This is a genomic window from Mycobacterium sp. SMC-17 (assembly GCF_045310915.1).
Taxonomy (GTDB): Bacteria; Actinomycetota; Actinomycetes; order Mycobacteriales; family Mycobacteriaceae; genus Mycobacterium.
The window spans coordinates 1-22,083 of the sequence record NZ_JBJIAK010000021.1 but is presented as its reverse complement, the minus strand read 5'-3'; the positions used below and the strand labels follow the sequence as shown (position 1 = coordinate 22,083).

General features: G+C 68.5%; 18 protein-coding genes and 1 tRNA gene. 10 read left to right on the top strand and 9 right to left on the bottom strand.

The features are described from left to right. The first annotated feature begins 58 nt into the window (after positions 1-58). From ACJH7A_RS15305 to ACJH7A_RS15290, 4 genes are all read left to right on the top strand, one after another. Positions 59-2,044: an Hsp70 family protein gene (locus ACJH7A_RS15305; protein ID WP_406802259.1), complete on the top strand. Its 1,986-nt coding sequence runs from the start codon at positions 59-61 to the stop codon at positions 2,042-2,044. Further along, the gene (gene iniR / locus ACJH7A_RS15300; RefSeq protein WP_406802258.1) at positions 2,041-4,533 is read left to right on the top strand and encodes an isoniazid response ATPase/transcriptional regulator IniR; all 2,493 of its coding nucleotides are present in this window, start codon (positions 2,041-2,043) and stop codon (positions 4,531-4,533) included. The genes ACJH7A_RS15305 and iniR overlap by 4 nt, the downstream gene beginning before the upstream one ends. A 212-nt stretch (positions 4,534-4,745) precedes the next feature. Then, the gene (locus tag ACJH7A_RS15295; RefSeq protein WP_406802257.1) at positions 4,746-7,643 is read left to right on the top strand and encodes a heterodisulfide reductase-related iron-sulfur binding cluster; all 2,898 of its coding nucleotides are present in this window, start codon (positions 4,746-4,748) and stop codon (positions 7,641-7,643) included. A 115-nt stretch (positions 7,644-7,758) separates the two neighbouring features. Beyond that, positions 7,759-9,042 (top strand): pyridoxal phosphate-dependent aminotransferase, encoded by a 1,284-nt coding sequence (locus ACJH7A_RS15290; protein WP_133428259.1) that lies wholly within the window; start codon positions 7,759-7,761, stop codon positions 9,040-9,042. Positions 9,043-9,099: 57 nt separating this feature from the next. On the opposite strand, the gene ACJH7A_RS15285 is transcribed toward ACJH7A_RS15290, so the two are convergent. Then, the gene (locus ACJH7A_RS15285) at positions 9,100-9,729 is read right to left on the bottom strand and encodes a TetR/AcrR family transcriptional regulator (protein ID WP_406802256.1); all 630 of its coding nucleotides are present in this window, start codon (positions 9,727-9,729) and stop codon (positions 9,100-9,102) included. 36 nt (positions 9,730-9,765) lie between these two features. Between ACJH7A_RS15285 and ACJH7A_RS15280 the strand changes: the two genes are divergently transcribed. Continuing rightward, on the top strand, positions 9,766-10,230 hold the full coding sequence (locus ACJH7A_RS15280; protein WP_212808111.1) for an SRPBCC family protein: 465 nt from the start codon (positions 9,766-9,768) through the stop codon (positions 10,228-10,230). A 10-nt stretch (positions 10,231-10,240) separates the two neighbouring features. Beyond that, positions 10,241-11,473: a YibE/F family protein gene (locus tag ACJH7A_RS15275; protein ID WP_406802255.1), complete on the top strand. Its 1,233-nt coding sequence runs from the start codon at positions 10,241-10,243 to the stop codon at positions 11,471-11,473. Here ACJH7A_RS15275 and ACJH7A_RS15270 read toward each other — a convergent pair. The 6 genes from ACJH7A_RS15270 to ACJH7A_RS15245 form a co-directional block, all read right to left on the bottom strand. Beyond that, positions 11,442-11,804: a nuclear transport factor 2 family protein gene (locus tag ACJH7A_RS15270; RefSeq protein WP_061007081.1), complete on the bottom strand. Its 363-nt coding sequence runs from the start codon at positions 11,802-11,804 to the stop codon at positions 11,442-11,444. The genes ACJH7A_RS15275 and ACJH7A_RS15270 overlap by 32 nt on opposite strands. Before the next feature lie 17 nt (positions 11,805-11,821). Beyond that, positions 11,822-12,571: a maleylpyruvate isomerase family mycothiol-dependent enzyme gene (locus ACJH7A_RS15265; protein WP_406802254.1), complete on the bottom strand. Its 750-nt coding sequence runs from the start codon at positions 12,569-12,571 to the stop codon at positions 11,822-11,824. Position 12,572: 1 nt separating this feature from the next. Then, the gene (locus tag ACJH7A_RS15260; RefSeq protein WP_204158589.1) at positions 12,573-13,880 is read right to left on the bottom strand and encodes a cytochrome P450; all 1,308 of its coding nucleotides are present in this window, start codon (positions 13,878-13,880) and stop codon (positions 12,573-12,575) included. A gap of 60 nt (positions 13,881-13,940) precedes the next feature. Then, positions 13,941-15,269, bottom strand: a complete 1,329-nt coding sequence (locus ACJH7A_RS15255) for a UDP-glucose/GDP-mannose dehydrogenase family protein (protein ID WP_133428254.1) — start codon at positions 15,267-15,269, stop codon at positions 13,941-13,943. Positions 15,270-15,339: 70 nt separating this feature from the next. Further along, positions 15,340-16,854 (bottom strand): hypothetical protein, encoded by a 1,515-nt coding sequence (locus tag ACJH7A_RS15250; RefSeq protein WP_406802253.1) that lies wholly within the window; start codon positions 16,852-16,854, stop codon positions 15,340-15,342. Between the two features lie 248 nt (positions 16,855-17,102). Further along, entirely contained in the window at positions 17,103-18,413 is a 1,311-nt protein-coding gene (locus ACJH7A_RS15245) for an ammonium transporter (RefSeq protein ID WP_212808106.1), read from the bottom strand. Positions 18,414-18,579: 166 nt separating this feature from the next. Here ACJH7A_RS15245 and ACJH7A_RS15240 point away from each other — a divergent pair, with 166 nt between their 5' ends. Further along, positions 18,580-19,428 (top strand): superoxide dismutase family protein, encoded by an 849-nt coding sequence (locus ACJH7A_RS15240; RefSeq protein WP_406802252.1) that lies wholly within the window; start codon positions 18,580-18,582, stop codon positions 19,426-19,428. A 232-nt stretch (positions 19,429-19,660) separates the two neighbouring features. Here ACJH7A_RS15240 and dcd read toward each other — a convergent pair whose 3' ends face one another. Further along, the gene (gene dcd, locus ACJH7A_RS15235) at positions 19,661-20,230 is read right to left on the bottom strand and encodes a dCTP deaminase (protein ID WP_073696683.1); all 570 of its coding nucleotides are present in this window, start codon (positions 20,228-20,230) and stop codon (positions 19,661-19,663) included. Between the two features lie 45 nt (positions 20,231-20,275). On the opposite strand from dcd, the gene ACJH7A_RS15230 reads away from it, so the two are divergent. The 3 genes from ACJH7A_RS15230 (at position 20,276) to ACJH7A_RS15220 (ending at position 21,733) form a co-directional block, all read left to right on the top strand. Next, positions 20,276-20,349: transfer RNA gene (locus tag ACJH7A_RS15230), tRNA-Gly, on the top strand. 329 nt (positions 20,350-20,678) lie between these two features. Continuing rightward, positions 20,679-21,260 (top strand): hypothetical protein, encoded by a 582-nt coding sequence (locus ACJH7A_RS15225; RefSeq protein ID WP_406802251.1) that lies wholly within the window; start codon positions 20,679-20,681, stop codon positions 21,258-21,260. Beyond that, entirely contained in the window at positions 21,257-21,733 is a 477-nt protein-coding gene (locus ACJH7A_RS15220; RefSeq protein ID WP_406802250.1) for a hypothetical protein, read from the top strand. The genes ACJH7A_RS15225 and ACJH7A_RS15220 overlap by 4 nt, the downstream gene beginning before the upstream one ends. Here ACJH7A_RS15220 and ACJH7A_RS15215 read toward each other — a convergent pair. Beyond that, the gene (locus ACJH7A_RS15215; protein ID WP_406802249.1) at positions 21,730-22,002 is read right to left on the bottom strand and encodes a tyrosine-type recombinase/integrase; all 273 of its coding nucleotides are present in this window, start codon (positions 22,000-22,002) and stop codon (positions 21,730-21,732) included. The genes ACJH7A_RS15220 and ACJH7A_RS15215 overlap by 4 nt on opposite strands. Positions 22,003-22,083: the final 81 nt, after the last annotated feature.

Below are 22,083 nucleotides of genomic sequence, written 5' to 3'. Positions count from 1 at the left end.
AGGCCGCCAGCGCATAGGGTGGCCTGAGTCCGGTAGCGCATCAAAGGAGTGGACGTTTATGAGCCTCGGTTTGTCGATCGGCCAGACCAATCTGGTGGCCGTGCCGGCCGGGCGACCGCCGCTGAGCCGTCGCGCGATCCTGGCCCTGTACCCGGACCGGCCCGCCGAAGCCGGCATCCCCACCCAGCCGGGCGGCCTGGTGCTGACCGGGTTCGTCGAGCGCGTCGGCGACCCGATCCCCCTGATCGCCCCGGATGGTTCGGCGCATCGCGGCGAAGCCGTCCTGGCCGAGGCCCTCGACTCCATGGCCCGCACCGCCGGTGGCGGCGCCCCGATCGTCATCGCCGCCCCCGCGCACTGGGGCATGTCCACCATCGGCGCGCTGTCCGCGGCGCTGCGCGGAAAACCGGGCCTGGCCGCCGCACCGGTGGTCTCCGACGCCGCCGCGGCCCTGGCCGGCCTCAAGGCCGGGTCCGGACTGCCCGATCACGGCGTGGTGGCACTCTGCGATTTCGGTGGCAGCGGCACCAGCGTGACCATCGCCGACGCCGCGACACTCAGCCAGATCGGCGAGACCGTCCGTTACCCGGAGTTCTCCGGCGACCTGGTGGACCAGGCGCTGCTGAACCACGTCATCGCGGGCATCAGCGAGTCGTCCGATGCGGATCCGGCCGGCACCGCGGCCGTCGGCTCGCTGTCCCAGCTGCGCGACCAGTGCCGGCAGGCCAAGGAGCGCCTCTCGTCGGAGACGTCAACGTCGGTGAACGCCAACCTGCCCGGCTTCGCGTCGGCGCTGCGCATCACCCGCCCCGAGCTGGAACGGCTGCTCGAACCGGCCCTCGCCGGTCTTCTCGCCGTCCTGCAGGAAACCCTGCAGCGCAACCAGATTCCGGCCGGCGTCCTGACCGCCGTGGCCACTGCCGGTGGCGGTGCATCGATTCCGATTGTCACCCAACGCCTTTCGGAGCACTTCCGGGTGCCGGTGGTGACCTCACCGCAGCCCGCGCTGACCGCGGCGGGCGGCGCCCCGAAGGTCGATCAGCGCACCATGAGCGCAGACGCCCCGACGGGGATGGCCCCGACGATGGGCTGGGCAGCCGGCGGCGCGGCATGGGCAGGCGGGCCCGCGACCATGGCCGCTCCGGTACCGCCGGCCGACGCGAACCCGTCCTCGACCGTCGGGCCGTCGCTCGCCTGGTCCGACGACGAGGACCCCGGCGCCGCGGTCGGCGGCGAGTACCCCACCGACTTCTCGACCGGCTACGCCGAGGCCGCCCCCTACGGCGAGACCACGGCGCGGCCGGTGATGGACTTCGCCCACGAAGAAGAGGACAACCTGCCCGACGTGGCGCCGGTCCCCTGGTACCGGCGCCCACCGCTGATCTTCGGCGCCGCCGCGGCGGCGTTCCTGGTCGCCGGCGGCAGCTGGGCCGCCGTCGGGCTCACGAGCAACGACACCCCGTCCGGTCCGGTGACGGTCGACGTCACGACCACCATCACCGGTCCTGACGGCTCCATCACCACGAGCACCTACAAGGCCACGAAGTCCGTTGTGACACAGACGAATCCCAATGGCCAGGTGGAGACGTCGACGGTGACCAACCCCGTCACCACCACCGACGCGCCGGTCACCACGACCACCACCGATCCGTCGACCACCAGCTCGACGACCACGACCACGACCACCACCTCCACGACCACCACGACGACGACCCCGTCGACGACGACCACCACGACCACGACGCCGCCGCCCACCACGACGACCACGCAGCCGCCCACGACGACCCAGCCGCCGACGACGACGCAGCCGCCCACCACCACGCAGCCGCCGCCGACCACGACGAAGCCGCCGACGACGCAGCCACCCAGCACGCAGACTCCGACGGCCGCGCCGACGACCCAGGCGCCCAGCAGCCAGCCCACGGTGGAGCAACCGCCCAAGACGGCCTCCGTGGCGGCCGAGACCGGGTCGGCTCCGTCGGCATCGGTGGCCACCGCGTCGGCGCCCATCACCGCACAACCCTCGGCATCGACCAGCCAATGACCGCAGCGGCCGGCACGTCGCTGGTGCTCGGCGGAATCGGCAGCGGCAAGACCACCGCGCTGGAAGCGGCGCGAAAGACGTTGCGGGCCAACGGCACGACGATGCTCGCGCGGGTACCCAAGCCCGGTGAGGCACCGGACGCGGCCATCGTCATCGACGATGCCCAGCTGCTGTCACCGGAAGAACTGACCGCGCTGACGGAGCTGGCCGGCGACCCGGCCCGCACCGTGGTGGTCAGCGCCGAGCCGTTGGCGCACGACCGCGCCCTCAACGCTCTCACCACCACGCTGAGCCGGCAGCAGCCGCCGATTCAGCTGGCGCCGATGACGCCCCGGGAGATCAATGAGGCGCTGGCCCGCGCCGGCGTCCCCGGCACTCAGGTGCCCGCACTGATCGCCGGCACCGGCGGTATCCCGCTGCTGGTGTACTCGGCGCTGTCGGCGCTGGCCTCGGGCGCCGATCCGATCCGGGCCGCGTCCGTCGCGTTGAGCGAGCGGCTGCGCCGGCTCGACGAGCACCTGCTCGACACGTTGTTGTTGTGTTCGCTCAGCCCCGAACTGGGACCCGACGACATCGCCGCCGCGCTGCAACTGCCCGGCGACGACGCGGCCGTGCTGATGGACCGGGCCCGCGCCAGCGGCCTGCTGTCCGCGTCGCTGCACCCGCGGTTCATCGACACGCTGCACCGGTGCCTCACGCGGCTGGTCGGGGCCGCGCGGCACCGCGAGACCGAATGCCGGCTGCTGCGCTCGCAGATCGAATCTGCCACGCTGTCAACCGAATTGGCGCTGAAGCTGGCCGAGCACGGCACCGTCGACGACCTGCTGGCGGCCGATCTGATCCACCGCGCCGGGTCCGCCGCACCCCGCCAGGCCGCGCGCCTGTACCGCGCCGCGGCCCGTGCGGGCACCGCCCCGGCCGACGCCCATCTCGCCGACGCCCTCGCCGTCACCGGCGACTGCACCACCGCCGGCACCCTGGCCGACGAGCTGCTCGCCGCCGACGACGCCACCGTCCGCGCGCAGGCGGTGCGCATCGCGGCCAGCGTCGCGATGCACGACGGCGCCGCCGCACACGCCGCGGATCTGTTCCGCTGGCTCGGCCCCGATCCCGACCCGTTCGTCGCGGCCGCGGGCGCGGTGGTCGGTGTCGCCACCGCCGACGCCGAACTGGCCCGGGCCTGCCTGCAGGCCGAGAACTCAATGCCGCCAACGTCTTCCGCCCGCGCGGCGCGCGGTATGGCCGAGGGCATGCTGCTGACGCTCGATCAGCCGTTCGCCGTCGCGATGGCACGGCTCACGCAGGCCCTCGGGTCCACCAACGGTGTCCACGCTGTCGCACCGGACAGCCCCGCCGCGCTGCTGAGCCTCGTCGCCCTGCACGGCGGTGACGCGGTCCGCGCGCGCAGCGTCATCGGCCGGGCCATCCGCACCGGCGGTGGCGACGCGGGTTTCACCGGTCTGCGCCACCGGCTGCTGCTCGGCTGGATCCGGATGCTCGACGGCCAACTCGATTCCGCCGTCCCGGCATTGGACGCGACCGCGGTCGCCGACCTGCACCGCCGCGACGCGCTGTGGTTCACCGCGTTGCAGACCGCCGTCGCCCGGCGCAGCGGCGACACCGGCGCGCTGCAGAAACACTGGTACGCGGCCATGGAGGTGCTGGCCGAATACTCCCTGGACCTGTACGCCCTGCTCCCGCTCGGCGAGTTGTGGGTCGCGGCGGCCCGGTTGCAGCAGCTCGACCAGCTGCGCCAGCCGCTGGCCGAGGCGTTCGGGCTGCTGCGGGCCGCCGGAAATCCGGCGCTGTGGGCGGTCCCGCTGCACTGGGCGGGCGTGCACGCCGGCATCCTGGCCAACGCGCCCGAGGCCGTCGCGCCGCACGGGCAGGCCCTGGCCGCCGCGAGCCGGGCCGAGGGCGCGCATGGCGCCTACGCCACCGCGCTCGCCACCGCGGGCCGGACCTGGCTGCGCGTCCTGGCCGACGGCGTCGACGCCGCGGAGGTGACGGCGGCCGCCCGCGGGCTGGCGCGCTTCGGGCTGACGTGGGACGCCACGCGCCTGGCCAGTCAGGCCGCGTTGCATTCGGCCGACGGCCGCATCTCCGGTGCCATGCTGCAGCTGGCGCGCGACCTCAAGCAGGACGCCGCCCTCGAGGCAGCGGCCGATCCCATCGAGCCCGCGGCCCCCGCTATTCCGCGTGAGCCCACTTCGGGCGCGGATGTGCGCAACACCACACCACCTCCTGCCTCGGGTGACGCTCGGGCCACATCCGCCGCAACGCCCGCCTGGACGCGGCTGTCCGATCGCGAACGTGAGGTCGCCGAACTGGTGCTGCAGGGCATGCCGTACCGCGATATCGGGGCCCGGCTGCTGATCTCGGCGAAGACCGTCGAACACCATGTCGCCCGCATTCGCCGCAGGTTGGGGGCCGAATCGCGGTCGGAGATGTTGTCGATGCTGCGGGCGCTGCTCGTCGAGAAGGTCTGACGCCGCCCTTATATAAGGAAGCCCTCGGCCGACGCTTCGCCGAGGCTGATTCCGGGTAAAGAAGTGACCGCAAAGCGGCAGCTCAAGTTAGGACAGCCTTGCTAGCGTGCGTTCTACCCAGGATGCGACTATGAGCAGGCATCTAGCTTAAGTTACCCGTTGGTAACCTCAATAAGTTACCGGCTAGTAGCTACATAACTGGGAGAGGCGCGGTGGAGAATCTCGAACACACGCTCGACGTGGCCAGACTGGTCATCGGGCTGTTGGCAACGGTCATCGTCCTGGGATTCGCCGCAAAGCGCGTCCTGTGGCTGACCAAGCTGATCAGCTCGGGGCAGAAGCTCGGCGACGAACGTGGCCGTAAAGACGATCTCGTCACCCGCTTCCTGAACCAGAACAAGGAAGTCTTCGCCCAGTCGAAGCTCCTCAAGTGGTCGATCCCCGGTCTCGCGCACTTCTTCACCATGTGGGGCTTCTTCGTCCTCGCGTCGGTGTACCTGGAAGCCTATGGCGTCCTGTTCGACCCGAAGTTCGCCATCCCATTCGTCGGACACTGGGCCGTTCTGGGCTTCCTGCAGGACTTCTTCGCCCTGGCCGTGCTGGCCGGCATCGTCGTCTTCGCGATCATCCGCCTGACCAAGAACCCCAACAACATCGGCCGCGAGTCCCGGTTCTACGGATCGCACAACGGTGGCGCGTGGGAGATCCTCATCATGATCTTCCTGGTCATCCTGACCTACGCGATCTTCCGCGGTGCCGCCGTCAACGTGCTCGGCGAGCACTTCCCGTACCAGAACGGCGCCTTCTTCTCCGACGGCATGGCCGCCCTGCTGGCTCCGCTGGGCCACACCGCCAACGTCTGGATCGAGACCATCGCGCTGCTGTCGCACATCGGCGTCATGCTGGTCTTCCTGCTGATCGTGCTGCACTCCAAGCACCTGCACATCGGCCTGGCCCCGATCAACGTCACCTTCAAGCGCCTGCCAGACGGCCTCGGCCCGCTGCTGCCGATGGAGTACAAGGGCGAGAAGATCGACTTCGACGATCCCGCCGAGGACGCGGTGTTCGGCCGCGGCAAGATCGAGGACTTCACCTGGAAGGGCAACCTCGACTTCTCCACCTGTACCGAGTGCGGTCGTTGCCAGTCGCAGTGCCCGGCGTGGAACACCGGAAAGCCGTTGTCTCCCAAGCTCGTCATCATGAACCTGCGCGACCACTTGTTCGCCAAGGCGCCGTACATCATCGAGGGCAAGCCGATGCCCGAGGAGGGCTCGGTCGACTTCGCCAAGCTGGGCGACAGCCTGCACGGCCACGGCGTCCCCGAGGACGGCTTCGCGCGCATCGAGGGTTCCGGCCCCGAGCAGGCGCTGCGCCCGCTGGTCGGCACCGCTGAGCAGGGCGGTGTCATCGACCCCGACGTGCTGTGGTCCTGCACCAACTGTGGTGCCTGCGTCGAGCAGTGCCCGGTGGACATCGAGCACATCGACCACATCGTCGACATGCGCCGCTACCAGGTCATGGTCGAGTCCGAGTTCCCCGGCGAGCTCGGTGTGCTGTTCAAGAACCTGGAAACCAAGGGCAACCCCTGGGGCCAGAACGCCAAGGACCGCACCAACTGGATCGACGAGCTGGACTTCGACATCCCGGTCTACGGCCAGGACGTGGAGAGCTTCGACGGCTTCGAGTACCTCTTCTGGGTCGGCTGCGCCGGCGCCTACGAGGACCGCGCCAAGAAGACCACCAAGGCCGTCGCCGAGCTGCTCGCCACCGCGGGCGTGAAGTTCCTGGTGCTGGGCACCGGCGAGACCTGTACCGGTGACTCGGCCCGCCGCGCCGGTAACGAGTTCCTGTTCCAGCAGCTCGCCGCGCAGAACGTCGAGACCATCAACGAGCTGTTCGAGGGTGTCGACCCCGGCAAGCGCAAGATCGTCGTCACGTGCCCGCACTGCTTCAACACCATCGGTCGCGAGTACCCGCAGCTGGGCGCCAACTACACCGTCGTGCACCACACGCAGCTGCTCAACCGCCTGGTGCGGGACAAGAAGCTGGTCCCGGTGAACTCGGTGAGCCAAGAGGTCACCTACCACGACCCCTGCTTCCTCGGCCGCCACAACAAGGAGTACGAGGCCCCGCGTGAGCTGGTCGGCGCTGCCGGCGCAAAGCTCACCGAGATGCCCCGCCACGCCGACCGCGGCCTGTGCTGTGGTGCCGGTGGTGCCCGCATGTGGATGGAAGAGCACATCGGCAAGCGCGTGAACGTGGAGCGTTCGGAAGAGGCCGTCGACACCGGCGCCTCGGCGATCGCGACCGGCTGCCCGTTCTGCCGCGTGATGATGAGCGACGGCGTCGACGACGTCGCCGCGACCCGCAACATCGAGAAGACCGAGGTGCTCGACGTCGCTCAGCTGCTGCTGAACTCGCTCGACACCAGCAAGGTGACGCTGCCCGAAAAGGGCACGGCGGCAAAGGCTTCCGCGGCGCTCGCGGAGAAGAAGGCCAAGGAGGCCCCGAAGCCGGCTCCGGCTCCCGCTGCCGAGGCCGCTCCGGCCGCCGAGGCACCTGCCGCCGCTGCCGCTCCGGCCGCCGCGAAGCCGGTCACCGGCCTGGGCATGGCCGCCAAGCGTCCGGGCGCCAAGAAGGCCGCCGCTCCGGCGGCTGCGGCTCCGGCCGCTGAGGCTCCCGCCGCCGAGGCTCCGGCTGCCGAGGCTCCGGCTGCCGCCGCGCCCGCCAAGGGTCTGGGTCTGGCCGCGGGCGCCAAGCGTCCGGGTGCCAAGAAGGCTGCCGCTCCGGCTGCTGCTGCTCCGGCCCCGGCTGCCGAGGCTGCTCCCGCTGCTGAGGCTCCCGCTGCTGAGGCTCCCGCCGCTCCGGCCGCCCCGGTAAAGGGTCTGGGTCTGGCCGCGGGCGCACGTCGCCCCGGCGCCAAGAAGGCTGCTGCTCCGGCAGCACCGGCGGCGCCCGCCGCACCGGCCGCTGAGGCTCCGGCTGCCGAGCCGGCCGCCGAGGCTCCCGCCGCACCGGCACCTGCCGCCCCGGCGGAAGAGGCCAAGCCGGAACCGCCGGTCGTCGGACTGGGTCTGCGCCCGGGCGCAAAGCGCCCCGGTAAGCGGTAACGCGAAGTACACCGCAATGGCCAGCTACGACCCGCCGCCAGGAGCGTCGTAGCTGGCCATTGGCATATGTGGCCCTGATCGCACATGGGCAAAAGAATTCGACACCGATGAGAGCATGGAACCCGTGACCACCCACCAGGTACCCGCTGACCGCACATGGCACAGCGGTCATCCGCGTAATCAGCGGACGTTCGCGCAGTCGACCAAGCTGCAGGACGTCCTCTACGAGATCCGCGGCCCGGTACACGAGCAGGCCTCCCGGCTCGAGGCCGAGGGCCACCGGATCCTCAAGCTCAACATCGGTAACCCGGCGCCGTTCGGCTTCGAGGCGCCCGACGTGATCATGCGCGACATGATCGCCGCACTCCCCCACGCCCAGGGCTACTCCGACTCCAAGGGCATCGTGTCCGCGCGCCGCGCGGTGGTCACCCGCTACGAGCTGGTCGAGGGCTTCCCCCGGTTCGACGTCGACGACGTCTTCCTGGGCAATGGCGTCTCCGAGCTCATCACCATGACGCTGCAGGCGCTGCTCGACAACGGCGACCAGGTGCTGATCCCGGCGCCGGACTACCCGCTGTGGACGGCGTCGACGGCGCTGGCCGGCGGCACCCCGGTGCACTACCTGTGCGACGAGACGCAGGGCTGGAACCCCGACATCGCCGACCTGGAGTCGAAGATCACCGACCGCACCAAGGCGATCGTCGTGATCAACCCGAACAACCCCACCGGCGCGGTGTACAGCCGCGAGACGCTCGAGTCCATCGCGAACCTCGCGCGCAAGCACCAGCTGCTGCTACTGGCCGACGAGATCTACGACAAGATCCTCTACGACGAGGCCAAGCACATCCCTATGGCGTCGGTGGCGCCCGACATGCTGTGCCTGACGTTCAACGGCCTGTCCAAGGCCTACCGCGTGGCCGGCTACCGCTCCGGCTGGCTCGCCATCACCGGCCCCAAGGAGCACGCGTCCAGCTTCCTGGAGGGCATCAGCCTGCTGTCCAACATGCGGCTGTGCCCGAATGTGCCTGCGCAGCACGCCATTCAGGTGGCCCTCGGCGGACACCAGAGCATCGAGGACCTGATCCTGCCCGGCGGCCGGCTGCTCGAACAGCGTGACGTCGCGTGGAACAAGCTCAACGAGATTCCGGGCGTCTCCTGCGTCAAGCCCGAGGGCGCGCTGTACGCGTTCCCGCGGCTGGACCCCGAGGTACACGAGATCCGGGACGACGAGCAGCTGGTGCTCGACCTGCTCCTGCAGGAGAAGATCCTGCTCACGCAGGGCACCGGATTCAATTGGCCCACACCGGATCACCTGCGCATCGTGACGCTGCCGTGGGCCCGCGACCTGGCCGCCGCCATCGAGCGCCTCGGCAACTTCCTGGCGAGCTACCGCCAGTAATCTCCCCGGGGATTTGTGCACGATTTTCCGCGCCCGCCGCGGAAAATCGTGCACAAATCACTGGTGTTTCAGGCCCGCGATGAAGGTCCGCAGCAGTGCGGCGAGGGTGTCTTCGAACTCGGTGCCGGGTTCGGGTTGGTTGACGGAATCGATTGCGGCCCAACCCCATACCGCGCCGACGAACGCGTGGATCGCGGCGGTCAGCAGCACCAGGTGCTGACGATCCAGCGGCAGCCGGGGCCTGAGGGTCTCGCGGAGCCGGTCCTCGACGTCGCGCGCCTGCGTGCGCACCGTCTCGGCCGCTTCGGGTGTCAGCCGGTTCATCAACACCGGCGCCGCGCTGATCAGGTCGCACAGGACAGGGCGCCGCGCGAGGGTGTGCGCCAAAGCCTTTGCCGGACTGCGCCGTTCATCGCGCAGCTGGGCCCGCAGGTCGTCGAGCCAGCCCAGGTGCTCGTGGTACATCACCAGGAGCAGTAGCGCCTCCCGGGAGCCGGCGTAACGCAGCACCCCCGATTTGGCCAGGCCCGCCGCGGCGGCGACGTCGCCGAGCGTCAGCTCGCCGGCCCGGGTGCTGTCCAGGAGCGCGCGGGTGGCCTCGGTCAGCCGGCGCAGGCGGTCCTCCCGCTGCTCCGGGCTGCGCGCCCGCGCAAACGTCAGCGCCCGCGGTGAATCCGGCAAATCCATTGCCTAATAGAACACCGTTCCGTTAACTTGGTCAACATGACACACCACTACGAAGTCCGGGTCACCCGCCATGCGCAGGCCATGCCGAGCACGCTTTTCGAGGTGGTGGCGGACGGCTCCCGCTGGTCCGAGTGGGCGCGTCCCCTGATCAACTACTCAGCCTGGGAGACCCGCGGACCTGCCGATGACGGCGGCGTCGGGGCCGTCCGCGCCGTCGGCACGCCCCGTTTTCCCGCGCGGGAGCAGACGACGATCCACGAGCCCGGTCAGCGGCACGGGTACACCATCATCTCGAAAACCCCGGTACGGAACTACCAGGCGCAGGTGACCTTCACGCCCGAGCCGGACGGCACCCGCATCGATTGGCAGGGGACCTTCGAAAGTCCTTGGCGCATCGTCGGTCTGGGTTACCGGGCCGTGGTCAAGTACGTGCTGACGACGCTGTCCGCCAAGCTGGTGATCGAGGCGGAGCGTCGGGAAGCTCTCAGGCCGACCCCCTAGGCTGACTCGGGTGGCGCACTCGCATACCCACTCGCACAGTTCCGGCCCGGCGCCGCTCAGCCCGCTGGCCGCGAAGATCGTCGTCGGCCTTCTGGCGGTGATCGGGCTGGCGACCGTGATCGGCGCCGTCGTGCTGTGGCCGCACGGCAAGGCCGTCGACATCCCGCTGCCGTTCCAGAACGCCCACGGCGGCGCCGTGAGCACCGAGGCCGGGCACGTCGTGTCGACGGGCATGAACAACTGCGGCAGCCCGTCGGTCGGCGCGGTGCTGACCTCCGCCCCGGTCACCGCCCCGCCGGGCGCCGGGAGTTGCGTGCAGTCATTGATCGGCATCGACTCCGGGCCGAACTCCGGCGCCAACACCCTGCTCGAGTTCAGCACCGGCCCCGGCCAGCCGCACCTCGCCGCCGGCGACCACATCCGGGTGACCCGCCAGGTCGACGACTCCGGCACCACCACCTACGCCTTCTTCGACTTCGAGCGCACCTGGCCGCTCGTCGCGCTGGCTGCCGTCTTCGCCGTGGTGGTGGTCGCGGTGGCCCGCTGGCGCGGATTGCGGGCGCTGGTCGGTATCGCCGTCGCGTTCGTGGTGCTGACGGTCTTCCTGCTCCCGGCGCTGCGGGACGGCGGCTCGGCCATCCCGGTCGCGCTCGTCGCGTCGTCGGTGATCCTGTACGCCGTGATCTACCTGGCGCACGGCGTCAGCCTGCGCACCAGCGCCGCCCTGCTCGGCACTCTGAGCTCGCTGCTGTTGTCGGCGGTGTTGTCCTGGGGTGCAATCGAATTGGCGCACCTGACCGGGTTGTCGGAAGACCAGAACAACGAGATCGCGGCCTACATGGGGTCCGTGTCGATCACCGGGCTGTTGCTCGCCGGCTTCATCATCGGCTCGCTGGGTGTGCTCAACGACGTCACCGTCACGCAGGCGTCGACAGCCTTCGAACTGGCCGAACACGGCGCGTCCCGGCGGGCCATCTTCACCGGCGCCATGCGGGTGGGTCGCGACCACATCGCCAGCACCGTCTACACGCTGGTGCTCGCGTACGCCGGCAGCGCACTGCCGCTGCTGCTGCTGTTCAGCGTCGCCAACCGGTCGTTGGGCGACGTGCTGACCAGCGAGAGCGTGGCGATCGAGATCGCCCGGTCGGCAGTCGGCGGCATCGCGCTGGCGCTGTCGGTCCCGCTGACCACCGCGATCGCGGCGGTGCTGGCTACACCGCGTCCGACTCGATCAACTCCGTAGCCGCCAGCGCCGAGGCCAGGTCGTCGTGCCGGAACGCCGAGGTGACGTGGTCGTGCACCACGCGGAACGCCGTCGCGGCCGCGCGATCGGCACCGCCGCCCGTGATCGTCTGCTCCACCACCACAACACCGTCGTGCACGAACATCCGGCCGGGCGTCGACTTCTCGTCGAGATCGGTTGCCCAGGCCCGCAACGCATTCCGCCCCTGGGTGGCGCCGTTCGCGTCACCGATCTCGATGTCACCGCTCGACAGCTTGTCCAGGGTGTCCAGGTCCCGGTCGTTGAGGGCGTCGATCCACGCCAGAACCGTGGCGATCTCGGAAGTCGTCATGACTGAAACCTACCCCCTCAGAAAGCCGAGTGATCCACCCAGCGCTGCCACACGGCCGCGTCGCCGATCAGCTCCAGGCCGGCCTCCTCGACCGTCTGCCGGCGATTGACCGCGAGCAGCAGCCCGGTCGCCGGACCTCGCACTGCCGCATCGCCTTTGGCGTGCTGATGTGACCAGCCGAGGCCGTCCTCGTCGTTGACCACCAGCCACTCACCGGTGGGGCCCAGCTCGGATTCCGCGGCGTGCAGGTGCAGCGACCGGCCGCGCTCCAGCGGCGGATCGCCGGCCGGGGCCATCATCGCGACGCGTTCCAGCGTCTCGGTCACCCCGTCGGCGGCCAGCTCGGGATCGAGCACGAACGGAAGGCCCAGCGCCAGAAGCGCATCGGCACGGTGCACGGTCTGCTCGTGGAGCCGGCGCCGGATCCACCAGCCGGCGGGCTTCGGCCCGATGAACGTCCACACCTTCGCATCCGAGCCGACGTGTTCGACGGCATCGATGAGGGCCTGTGCACCGGCGTTGAGCCAGTCGATGGCGCCGTCGAGGTCCTCCGGCGGTTTCCCGTCGCGCACCTCGCGAGGATCGAGCGGTTCCCTACGGTGTTCGGCGACGATCTGGGCGCACCAGCGGTTACCGCGACCGACGTGCTTCAACAGCTGCTTGAGCGTCCACCCCGGACAGGCGGGCACCGGGGTGTCGAGATCGGCAGTGCGGATGATGTCGCCGAAAGCGGCGGTTTCCTCGATCAGGGCTGCGCGGAAGGCCATTTCACGACGGTACCGCTGCGCGCGCCTGCCCGAGTGCGATCGGCAATGCCGCCCAGCCGCGCAGCACCCTGGTGTCGCGGCGGGTGCCGGGACCCGCCAGCTGCGCGTCGGGGAACCGCTCGAAGAACGTCCGCAGGCCCACTTCGCCCTCCGATCGGGCCAGCGCCGCACCGAGGCAGAAGTGCCGTCCGCCGGAGAACGAATGGTGCTTGCCCGCGTTGTCCCTGGCGACGTCGAAGCGGTGCGGGTCGGGGAAGACGGCCGGGTCGCGGTTGGCGCCCGCCAGGTAGACGACGACGGGCTCGCCCGCCTGCACGTGGTACCCCGCGAGGTCGACGTCGACCTTGGCGATGCGGGCCGACAGCTGGACCGGCGAGTCGAGCCGCAGAATCTCTTCGACGGCGGTGGGCCAGAGGTCGGGCTGTGCCAGCAACAGGGCCAGTTGATCGGGATGCTGCAACAACATTCGGATGCCGTTGCCCAGCAGATTCACCGTGGTCTCGAACCCGGCCGCCAGAACCAGTCCCGCGGTGGCGCGCAGTTCTTCGTCGTTGAGCCGGGCGCCCCCGTCGCTGGCCTCGATCAACTGGCTCATCAGGTTGTCGCCGGGATTGGCCCGCAGCTCGCGGATGTGGGTGCTCAGCCAGGTGTTGAAACCGTCCAGCCCGTCTTCGACGCTGAGGTACTGCTGCCACGTCAGCCCGATGTCCAGGCTGGGTGCGGCCAGTTCGCCGAATTCGAGGATGCGCGACCGGTCATGCTCGGGCACCCCGAGGATGTCCGCGATCACCGTGACGGGCAGTTGCGAGCAGTAGCTCTGCACGACATCGACGGTGGCACCCGCCGTCAGGTCGTCGATGAGCCCGGTCGCGGCCTGCTGTACGCGTTCCCGCAATGCCGCGACGGCCCGCGTGGTGAACACCGCCGAGACGGTCTTGCGGTAGCGCGTGTGCTGCTCGCCGTCGACCGACAGCAGCGAGGGCGGCAGCAGGGGATGCAACCGGCCCTTGACGGTGGTCTTGCCCTCCAGCCAACCGAGTGCGCCGGGCAGCGTCCCGCCGATCTGCGTGACGGTGAAATCATCGGACCGCAGAATCTGGTGCACGAGAGCGTGATCCGCGGTGATCCAGGCTGCCCGGCCGCGGTACATCCGGCCTCGGCTGCGCAGTTCGTCGGCGAACGCGCCGGGGTCGGCGCGCACCGACGGGTCGGCGATGAGCCGGCCTTGGAGGTCGCCATGCCGCGCGCCGTATGCGGCGAGCTTGCGGATGACGGCGTGCAGCGCGAACCAGTTGAGACGTTGCCTCAGCGTCATGACGCCGAGCTTAGGCACGCCCGGCAGCGTCGGGCTACATACTGCAGTCGGAAATCAGGGGGTCAGATTGCGGCCCAGCGCGTGCACCCGCCAGCCCGCGGCCTGCCACTTCGCGACGTCGAGGCAATTGCGGCCGTCGACAATCACTTTCACGCGGACGGTGGTCGCGAGCTGTTCGGGGTCCAGGTCCAGGAACTCCTGCCATTCGGTCAGGACCAGCACGGCGTCGGCGCGATCACAGGCCTCGATGACGGACGTGGAGTAGTTCAGCGTCGGGAAGACCCGGCGGGAGTTGTCCATCGCCTTGGGGTCGTAGACGTTGACGGCGGCGCCGTTGAGCTGCAGCATGCCGGCCACGTTCAGGGCGGGCGAGTCACGCACGTCGTCGGACTCGGGCTTGAAGGCCGCACCCAGCACCGCGATGTTGGCGCCCAGCAGCGTGCCACCGCACGCCTTGGTGGTCAGCTCCACCATGCGGGTGCGCCGGCGCATGTTGATGCTGTCCACTTCGCGCAGGAAGGTCAGCGCGGGGTCGGCGCCGAGTTCACCGGCCCGGGCCATGAAGGCGCGGATGTCCTTGGGCAGGCAGCCACCGCCAAAGCCCAAGCCCGCGTTGAGGAATCGCCGGCCGATGCGCGGGTCGTAGCCCAGGGCGTCGGCCAGCACGGTGACGTCGGCGTTGGTCGCTTCGCACACCTCGGCGATGGCGTTGATGAAGGAAATCTTGGTGGCCAGGAAGGCGTTCGCGGAGACCTTGACCAGTTCCGCGGTCTGCAGGTCGGTGAGCAGGAACGGCACACCGCGCTCCAGGATCCGCGCGTACAGCTCCCGGATCGCCGCTTCGGCGCGCCGCGAATCCGGTTGCACGCCAAGGACGATGCGGTCCGGGTGCAGGGTGTCCTTGACGGCGAATCCCTCGCGCAGGAACTCGGGATTCCACGCCACCTCGACGTCGACGCCCGCCGGCGCCAGCGCGCGGGCCCGGGCCCCGAGTTCGGCGGCAGTGCCCACCGGAACGGTCGACTTGCCGACGATCACCGCAGACCGGCGCAGGCGCGGGACCAGGGTGTCGATGACGGACCGCACGTGCCGCAGGTCGGCGGCGTACTCGCCCTTCTTCTGCGGGGTACCCACACCGAGGAAGTGCACGTCGCCGAACTCGGCGGCCTCGTCATAGTCGGTGGTGAAGTGCAGCCGCCCGGCTTCGATGTTGTCGCGCAGCATCTTCCGCAGCCCGGGCTCGTAGAACGGGATGTCACCGGCCGCCAGCTTCGCGATCTTGCCGGGGTCGATGTCGACGCCGAGGACCTCATGGCCGAGCTCCGCCATGCCGGCGGCATGCGTCGCCCCGAGGTAGCCGGTACCGAACACGGTGCATCTCATACTGCCTTGATAGGCAGCCGCGATGAGCGCATCGCTACGCGACACTGAGCGTCAGGCCAACGGCAGATGACTACTTCGGGGCGCAGAAGATCAGGAAGCAGGTCTGCTTGGGCGGCTTCTGCTTTCCACCGTTGTCACCGGGGTACTGCGGATACTGGTTGCCCGGGTATCCGTTGCCGGGGTACTGGTTGCCGGGGTGGCCGTTGCCGGGGTAGTTGCCCGGATAGCCATCGTCGTCGTGACCGCGGCCGCCGCGACTCGGGTAGTCCGGGTAGTTGTTGCCCGGGTTCCACTGCGGCTGCTGCGGACGCGGCACCCAGGGATTCCAGGCGGGCGGCTGCGGGCCGGGGATCGCGATGACCGGCGGCGGCAGCACCACCGGCGCCGGGGCCGGTACCGCCGCGGGCGGGGGCTCGACCGGTGCGGCCGGCACGTCGGGCATCGATACCGGGACGGGTGCCGGAGCCGGCGCGGGGGCCTCCGGGGCGGGCGCGGGAACGTGCACCTGCGGTGCGGATTCCTTGACGACCTGCGGCGCTTCGACGCGGCGCGGTGCCGGGGCGACCGCTTCGGGCGCCGGTTCCGGGGCAGCTGCCGGTGCCGGGGCGGGCGGCGGGACGGCGGCCGGCGGCGGCGCGGGAGCGACGACCGGAGCGCTGGGCACGATGGCGGCCTGTGCCGGCGCGGGCCGTTGATCGACCGTCGGCCGGATGCTCACCGCAAGCGAAATGGCAAGGGCCACAACGCCGACGACGAAGATCGAGGTGAGCGCGCTACCGACCAGCAGGAAGGGCTTGCGGCCCTGGTCGGCGACCACGGGGGCGTCGCCCAGCTCGTCGAAACCGAACTCGTCGGCCGTCAGCAGCGGCGCCGCCAGCGGAGCCGCGGCAGCGACACCACCCGGTGCGGCCGAGTAGGCCAGGCCGGCGGTGGCAGCGTCGAACATCGGCGCGCTGGCCGAGGCGAGGGCGGCACCACGAGCCAGCGCCAGGTCGGCGTCGCCCGGGGCGTTCACCGGGATGTCGAGCAGCTCGGCCAGGTGCGCCTGCACCGCGGTGACGTCGACGCCGGATCCGACGACGAACATGCCCTGCGGCGAGGTATCGGCAGTGGCGACGGCGGCTGCCATGTCGCCGAGGACGGCCATGGCGTCGGTGCTGTGCAGGCTGCGGCTCAGCACCTTCGAGATGGCACCATCGGCATCGACGACGGACATGGTGGCGGTGTCGCGGTCGACGAACAGCAGACCGGTGCTCGAGTAGCCGACGGCCCGGCCTGCAGCCTGTGCCAGCGACCCCGCGGCGTGCAGCTCGGAGACCATCATGACGTCCTTGACGCCTGCGGCGTCCAACGCGTCGCGCAACTGCGCGGCGGCGTCGTGGTCACTCCATGCGACGCCCACCGATTTCAGGTGGTGGCCGCCTTCCTCGGCGCTCTCCCGGGTACCCAGGATCGCGCTGACAACCTGCTCAACCGGCGTTGCTGAACCGTCGGCCGTCTGCGTTTCGAAAATATCGTGGTCGACGATCTCGCCGTCGGCCTTTTCACCCTCAACCAGCGCCATACGCACCGTGGTTGGCGTCATAGACACACCCAGAACGATGTCCACTGACCCTCCAATAGTGTTCGCTACGCTATCTAGGCCGACACCGAGAATTCCCTGCCGCGCAGGCCACAACCAGATACTTCATCGCAGCGAACGGCGGAGTCGTTACCGATTCCCCCAGCTCATGGAGCCACGATGCAGTTCTTGCCGCGGCGCTGGCTCACATGGTCCCGCCAATGCCGGTGGTTCAACCCTACCCGCGTTCGGCGTAGATGACCTAAGCAGTTTCAGGCGTCCTCGGCGTCCGGGCGAGGCTGCTTCAACAGATCGGTCAGCGAGCTGGAACCCGTCGGGCGGCGGGTGCCCAGGTGGCCGTGCACGCCCTCCGCGTAGGCCGTTTCGGCGTGCTGGGTGAAGTCGACGCCGGCGGTCTCGTCCTCGGCGCTGAGCCGGAAACCCATGACCCTGTCGATGATCTTGCCGAGGACGAACGTCGCCGTGAAGGCGTACGCGGCGACGACGGCCATCGCGAGCAACTGCTTGCCGAGCTGGGCGAATCCGCCGCCGTAGAAGAGGCCGCGGACGCCGCCGGTCATGACATCCGTCGCCAGCAGGCCGATCAGCACGACGCCGACGACACCGCCGACGAAGTGCACGCCGACGACGTCGAGCGAGTCGTCGTAGTTGAGCTTGAACTTGAGGCCGACCGCGAACGAGCAGACCACACCGGCCAGCAGGCCGACGATGAGCGCGCCCAGCGTGTTGACCGTGCCGCACGACGGGGTGATCGCGACCAGGCCGGCGACGACGCCGGACGCCGCGCCGAATGTCGTCGGCTTACCGTCGCGTACCTGCTCGACGGTGAGCCAGCCCAGCATGCCGAGACAGCCTGCGACCAGGGTGTTGAGGAAGATCGCAGCGGCGGTGCCGTTGGCGGCCAGCGCCGAGCCCGCGTTGAAGCCGAACCAGCCGAACCACAGCAGACCGACACCGAGCAGAACGAACGGCAGGTTGTGCGGGCGCATGGCGTCCTGCTTGAAGCCGATGCGCGGGCCCAGCACGATGGCGAGCGCCAGCGCCGAGGCGCCCGACGCGATCTCGACGACCAGGCCGCCCGCGTAGTCCAGCGCGCCCATCTTGGCGAGCCAGCCGTCCGGACCCCAGACCCAGTGCGCGATCACGCTGTAGACGACGATCGCCCAGATCGGCACGAACACCATCCACGCCGAGAACTTGGCGCGGTCGGCGATGGCGCCGCTGATCAGGGCGGCGGTGATGATGGCGAACGTCAGCTGGAAGGTGGCGAACAGCAGCTCCGGGACGGCGCCGTGCGTGGTGCTGGGGCTGATGCCGAGCATGCCGAAGTGTTCGAGGTTGCCGAGGAAACCGTCGCCGTCCGAGAAGGCCAGCGTGTACCCGAGCACCAGCCACGCCACCGTGACCAGCGGAATCGAGATGAAGCTCATCATGATCATGTTGAGCACGCCGGTCGTGCGGACCATGCCGCCGTAGAAGATGGCCAGGCCCGGCGTCATCAGCAGGACGAGAGCGGTGCTGGCGAGCAGCCAAGCGGTGGCGGCGGGATCGATGCCTTGCACGTGAGACTCCTTCGACAATCTTGACGAGGATGTATCGGCGGCGTTTCCGGCGCGCGGCGACTGCGTTTCCGACGTGTTACACCAGCCTCACATGGGTATTTGGGGCGTGGTTCCCCGTGAAACAAGTGGCGGTTAGACGCTGGTGGTTCCGGGTATCAGGGTGTTCATGTTGAAGCGCACAACTGCAGCTGCCGCCCTGCTCACCGCACCGGTCTTTGTGCTGGCCGCCTGCAACTCCTCCAACCAGAACACGTCGAAATCATCGACCTCGGCGCCGCCCACGACCTGGACCCAGGCCAATCCGTCGGCGCTGAACGTCGTGCTGAAGACATCCGACGGCAGACCCGTCGCCAATGCCTCGATCGACTTCACCGACGGCTACGCCACCGTGACCGTGGAGACCACCGGCGGCGGCATCCTCGCCCCGGGTAGTCACGGCATGCACATCCATTCCGTCGGCAAGTGCGAGGGCGACTTCACCTCGGCCGGCGGCCATCTGCAGGTCGCCGGGCATACCGGGCATCCGGCGAGCGGCGACCTGACGCCGCTGAACATCCGCGGCGACGGCACGGGCAAGGTCGTCGCGACGACCGACGCCTTCACCGAAGCCGGCCTGAAGGGGCCCGAAGGCAGTGCGCTGATCATCCACCAGGGACCGGACAACTTCGCCAACATCCCGCCGCGCTACACCCACAACGGGACGCCGGGCCCGGACGCCGAGACACTCGCGACCGGTGACGCCGGTGGGCGCGTGGCGTGTGCGGTGCTCGCCCCCGCTGGTTCTACTTCGTCTTCGTCGCCGTCTACTTCGACGTCGACCGCGACGGTCACCGAGACGACGGGCGTGCCGGTGGCGCCGCCGCCGGTGACGTCTTCGAGCGCGACTTCGACGTCCACTTCCCCGACGTCTACTACTCCGTCGACCACGACTACGACGTCCACGACGGTGCCGACCACGAGCACGACGATTCCCACCAGCCCGGTCGCGCCGGTGAACCCGATGCCGGGTGGCTGAGTTTGGTCTAGGCGTTGACTGCGACGTGAGGGCGCAGAAGTACGAGTAGGCAGTGCCCTGGATACAGGGTCAACGTCAGTGAGCCGCCCGCGGGCGTTGAGCCTGCGCCTGCGGCGGGAAACACCGAGTAACCCGCACCGCTGTCGCGGACTCAGCACCCAGGTGGCGTTGACTGCGAATCTACGCAGCCCGCTACTCGCAAAAGTTCTGCGTCAGTTCGCAGTCAACGGGGCTAGGGCTTGGCGAAGTTCAGGTACGACCGCGAGGGCGTCGGCCCGCGCTGGCCTTGGTACTTCGACCCGACCTTGTCGCTGCCGTAGGGGTGCTCGGCCGGGCTGGTCAGGCGGAGCAGGCACAGCTGGCCGATCTTCATGCCGGGCCACAGGGTGATCGGCAGGTTGGCGACGTTCGACAGCTCGAGCGTGATGTGCCCGGAGAAGCCGGGGTCGATGAAGCCGGCGGTGGAGTGCGTAAGCAGGCCGAGCCGGCCCAGCGAGCTCTTTCCCTCGAGACGGCCCGCCAGATCGTGTGGCAGCGTGCAGGTTTCGAGTGTCGAGCCGAGTACGAACTCGCCCGGGTGCAGGACGAACGGCTCGCCTTCGGCGGGCTCGACCAGGGTGGTCAGCTCGTCCTGCTGCTGCGCCGGGTCGATGTGCGTGTAGCGGGTGTTGTTGAAGACCCGGAACAGGCTGTCCAGCCGGACGTCGACGCTGGACGGCTGCACCATCGAGTCATCGAACGGGTCGATGCCGAGACGTCCAGCAGCGATTTCAGCACGAAGATCGCGATCGGAGAGGAGCACGTGGGGAGCCTATCGGGCCGAGTTGATATCCTGCAGCGGCGCCATGCCGATGTAGTTCAATGGCAGAACATCAGCTTCCCAAGCTGAATACGCGGGTTCGATTCCCGTCATCGGCTCCACCCTTGTTACTGGTCAGCGCGTTTTCCGGTCTGGCCGTGAGCGATTCCGGCCCCCTTTTGTTCGGATTTCGTTCGGTTAGCAATCCTGTTCGAATGGCTACGCGCTCGCTCGTGTGCCAGCTAGCAAACACCGGTGTCCACGCAGGTCAGAGCCAGCGCCGGGCCGGTACGTGGACAATGGGCTGGTCAGTTCCGCACCTCCGCGCGTGTCGGCTGAATGACGGAATCGCTACCCAATTGGCCCAGCATCAGTCCAGCGTGTGTCAGAATTCGCGCAGGTTTCACACAGCTAACGGACAGGGGCGCATACGGTGGGGTTCAGTAGCGAAATGCGGCGAGTGCGGTTATTCGGTGCACCCGTTCTAGGAATCGCCATCGCCACCGTGGCGGCGTGTGGCGGCAACTCGGGGAACAACGCCACCACCGTTACGCAGACCGTCGCATCGACGACAACCGTGCAGACCTCGACCGCATCCATCGCGCCGTCGGGCGATGGAGTTGCCACAGCTGCCGATCTCAAGGTTTGCGGCGCGCCCGACGGATTAGAGACGCGCGGAATGCCCTTTGTAAAGTCGTTTCGCGGCTTCAAAAATACCCTTGGTACTAATACTTCGCAGACCGTGAACGCTAAGGAATTAACTGAGCAACTTTATGCGCTGACCACCATCGGCGCTACGGCTGGCTTCACAGACGGAAGCGAGGCCATCAATGAAGCCAGTTTGGAGGTAAGGCAAGCCACTCGAAATCTTGTACAAGGTGCTCAAAGCGTCATACACAATCTCGCAAAAGGCGAATCCTTACAGATCAATCCGAGCGAATATACTGACCTCATGATTACGTTCGCGTCGGCTATCCGCGCATGTAAGGACGCCGGGTACACAGTTTCTTGGTACCAGGCAGTGCAACAATGACAGACCAGCCGCGGAACTACCTTGCGATACCACTTCCAGGGCATAAGGGTATAGCAATCATTTTCACCGCGATCGCTGCGACATTCCTCGTGATATTGATTTCGCTCGCAGCAATGCCAATGAAGGTAACCAATGGCGACTGCGGTACCGTATTCGCATCGTCGGACACTTGGACATACGACTCGAACATCAAAGCCGCGAACGACTTCGCACGAAAATCCGTACGCTCTTCGGCAGACCTCGATCGTTTCGCGTCCAATCTTGTCGACAATATGATGTCAGACCTGGCGTTCGGCAGCGCCGTTCACGGTCAATGTAAGGAACGCCACGAAACCCGCCTGACATGGATTGTAGTTGTCGGAATTACGGCCGCCATATTCGTAGTTGGTGCGATCCATTTTGGCCGCCAACACCGACGGGTCACGTCATCCAACGCAACACCAAGCCATTCGGCCAACATCGATAGCGATTAACCCCGGCGACGCATCGGCAGCACATTCGAGCCGGTAGGTGCATCGAGCGCGTCGAGCGCGGCCATAGCGTCGCTGGCGTCATCGGTACGGAATAGGTGCACGTAGATATCCCGCGTGGTCGATGGCTTTGCATGGCCTAACCACTCGCTGATTTCCTCGACCGACCGGCCCGCAGCGGCGCACAAACTCGCGTACGTGTGGCGCAAGCTGTGGAATTTGAATTTCGGTGGCAACAGCTCGCCGCCGTGACCCGCGATCTGGCCACCCATTGACGGCTCTTCATGATTGAGGGTGTAGAACGGTCAGCTGCTGTCGGCCTGTGATTGGGGTGTCTGGTTGGCTGGGTGTGT

Coding starts and splice junctions, on each gene's coding strand:
- ACJH7A_RS15305 (WP_406802259.1), top strand. CDS start 59: ATGAGCCTCGGTTTGTCGATCGGCCAGACCAATCTGGTGGCCGTGCCG.
- iniR (WP_406802258.1), top strand. CDS start 2,041: ATGACCGCAGCGGCCGGCACGTCGCTGGTGCTCGGCGGAATCGGCAGC.
- ACJH7A_RS15290 (WP_133428259.1), top strand. CDS start 7,759: ATGGAACCCGTGACCACCCACCAGGTACCCGCTGACCGCACATGGCAC.
- ACJH7A_RS15285 (WP_406802256.1), bottom strand. CDS start 9,729: ATGGATTTGCCGGATTCACCGCGGGCGCTGACGTTTGCGCGGGCGCGC.
- ACJH7A_RS15280 (WP_212808111.1), top strand. CDS start 9,766: ATGACACACCACTACGAAGTCCGGGTCACCCGCCATGCGCAGGCCATG.
- ACJH7A_RS15270 (WP_061007081.1), bottom strand. CDS start 11,804: ATGACGACTTCCGAGATCGCCACGGTTCTGGCGTGGATCGACGCCCTC.
- ACJH7A_RS15265 (WP_406802254.1), bottom strand. CDS start 12,571: ATGGCCTTCCGCGCAGCCCTGATCGAGGAAACCGCCGCTTTCGGCGAC.
- ACJH7A_RS15255 (WP_133428254.1), bottom strand. CDS start 15,269: ATGAGATGCACCGTGTTCGGTACCGGCTACCTCGGGGCGACGCATGCC.
- ACJH7A_RS15250 (WP_406802253.1), bottom strand. CDS start 16,854: ATGACGCCAACCACGGTGCGTATGGCGCTGGTTGAGGGTGAAAAGGCC.
- ACJH7A_RS15240 (WP_406802252.1), top strand. CDS start 18,580: ATGTTGAAGCGCACAACTGCAGCTGCCGCCCTGCTCACCGCACCGGTC.
- ACJH7A_RS15225 (WP_406802251.1), top strand. CDS start 20,679: ATGCGGCGAGTGCGGTTATTCGGTGCACCCGTTCTAGGAATCGCCATC.
- ACJH7A_RS15220 (WP_406802250.1), top strand. CDS start 21,257: ATGACAGACCAGCCGCGGAACTACCTTGCGATACCACTTCCAGGGCAT.
- ACJH7A_RS15215 (WP_406802249.1), bottom strand. CDS start 22,002: ATGGGTGGCCAGATCGCGGGTCACGGCGGCGAGCTGTTGCCACCGAAA.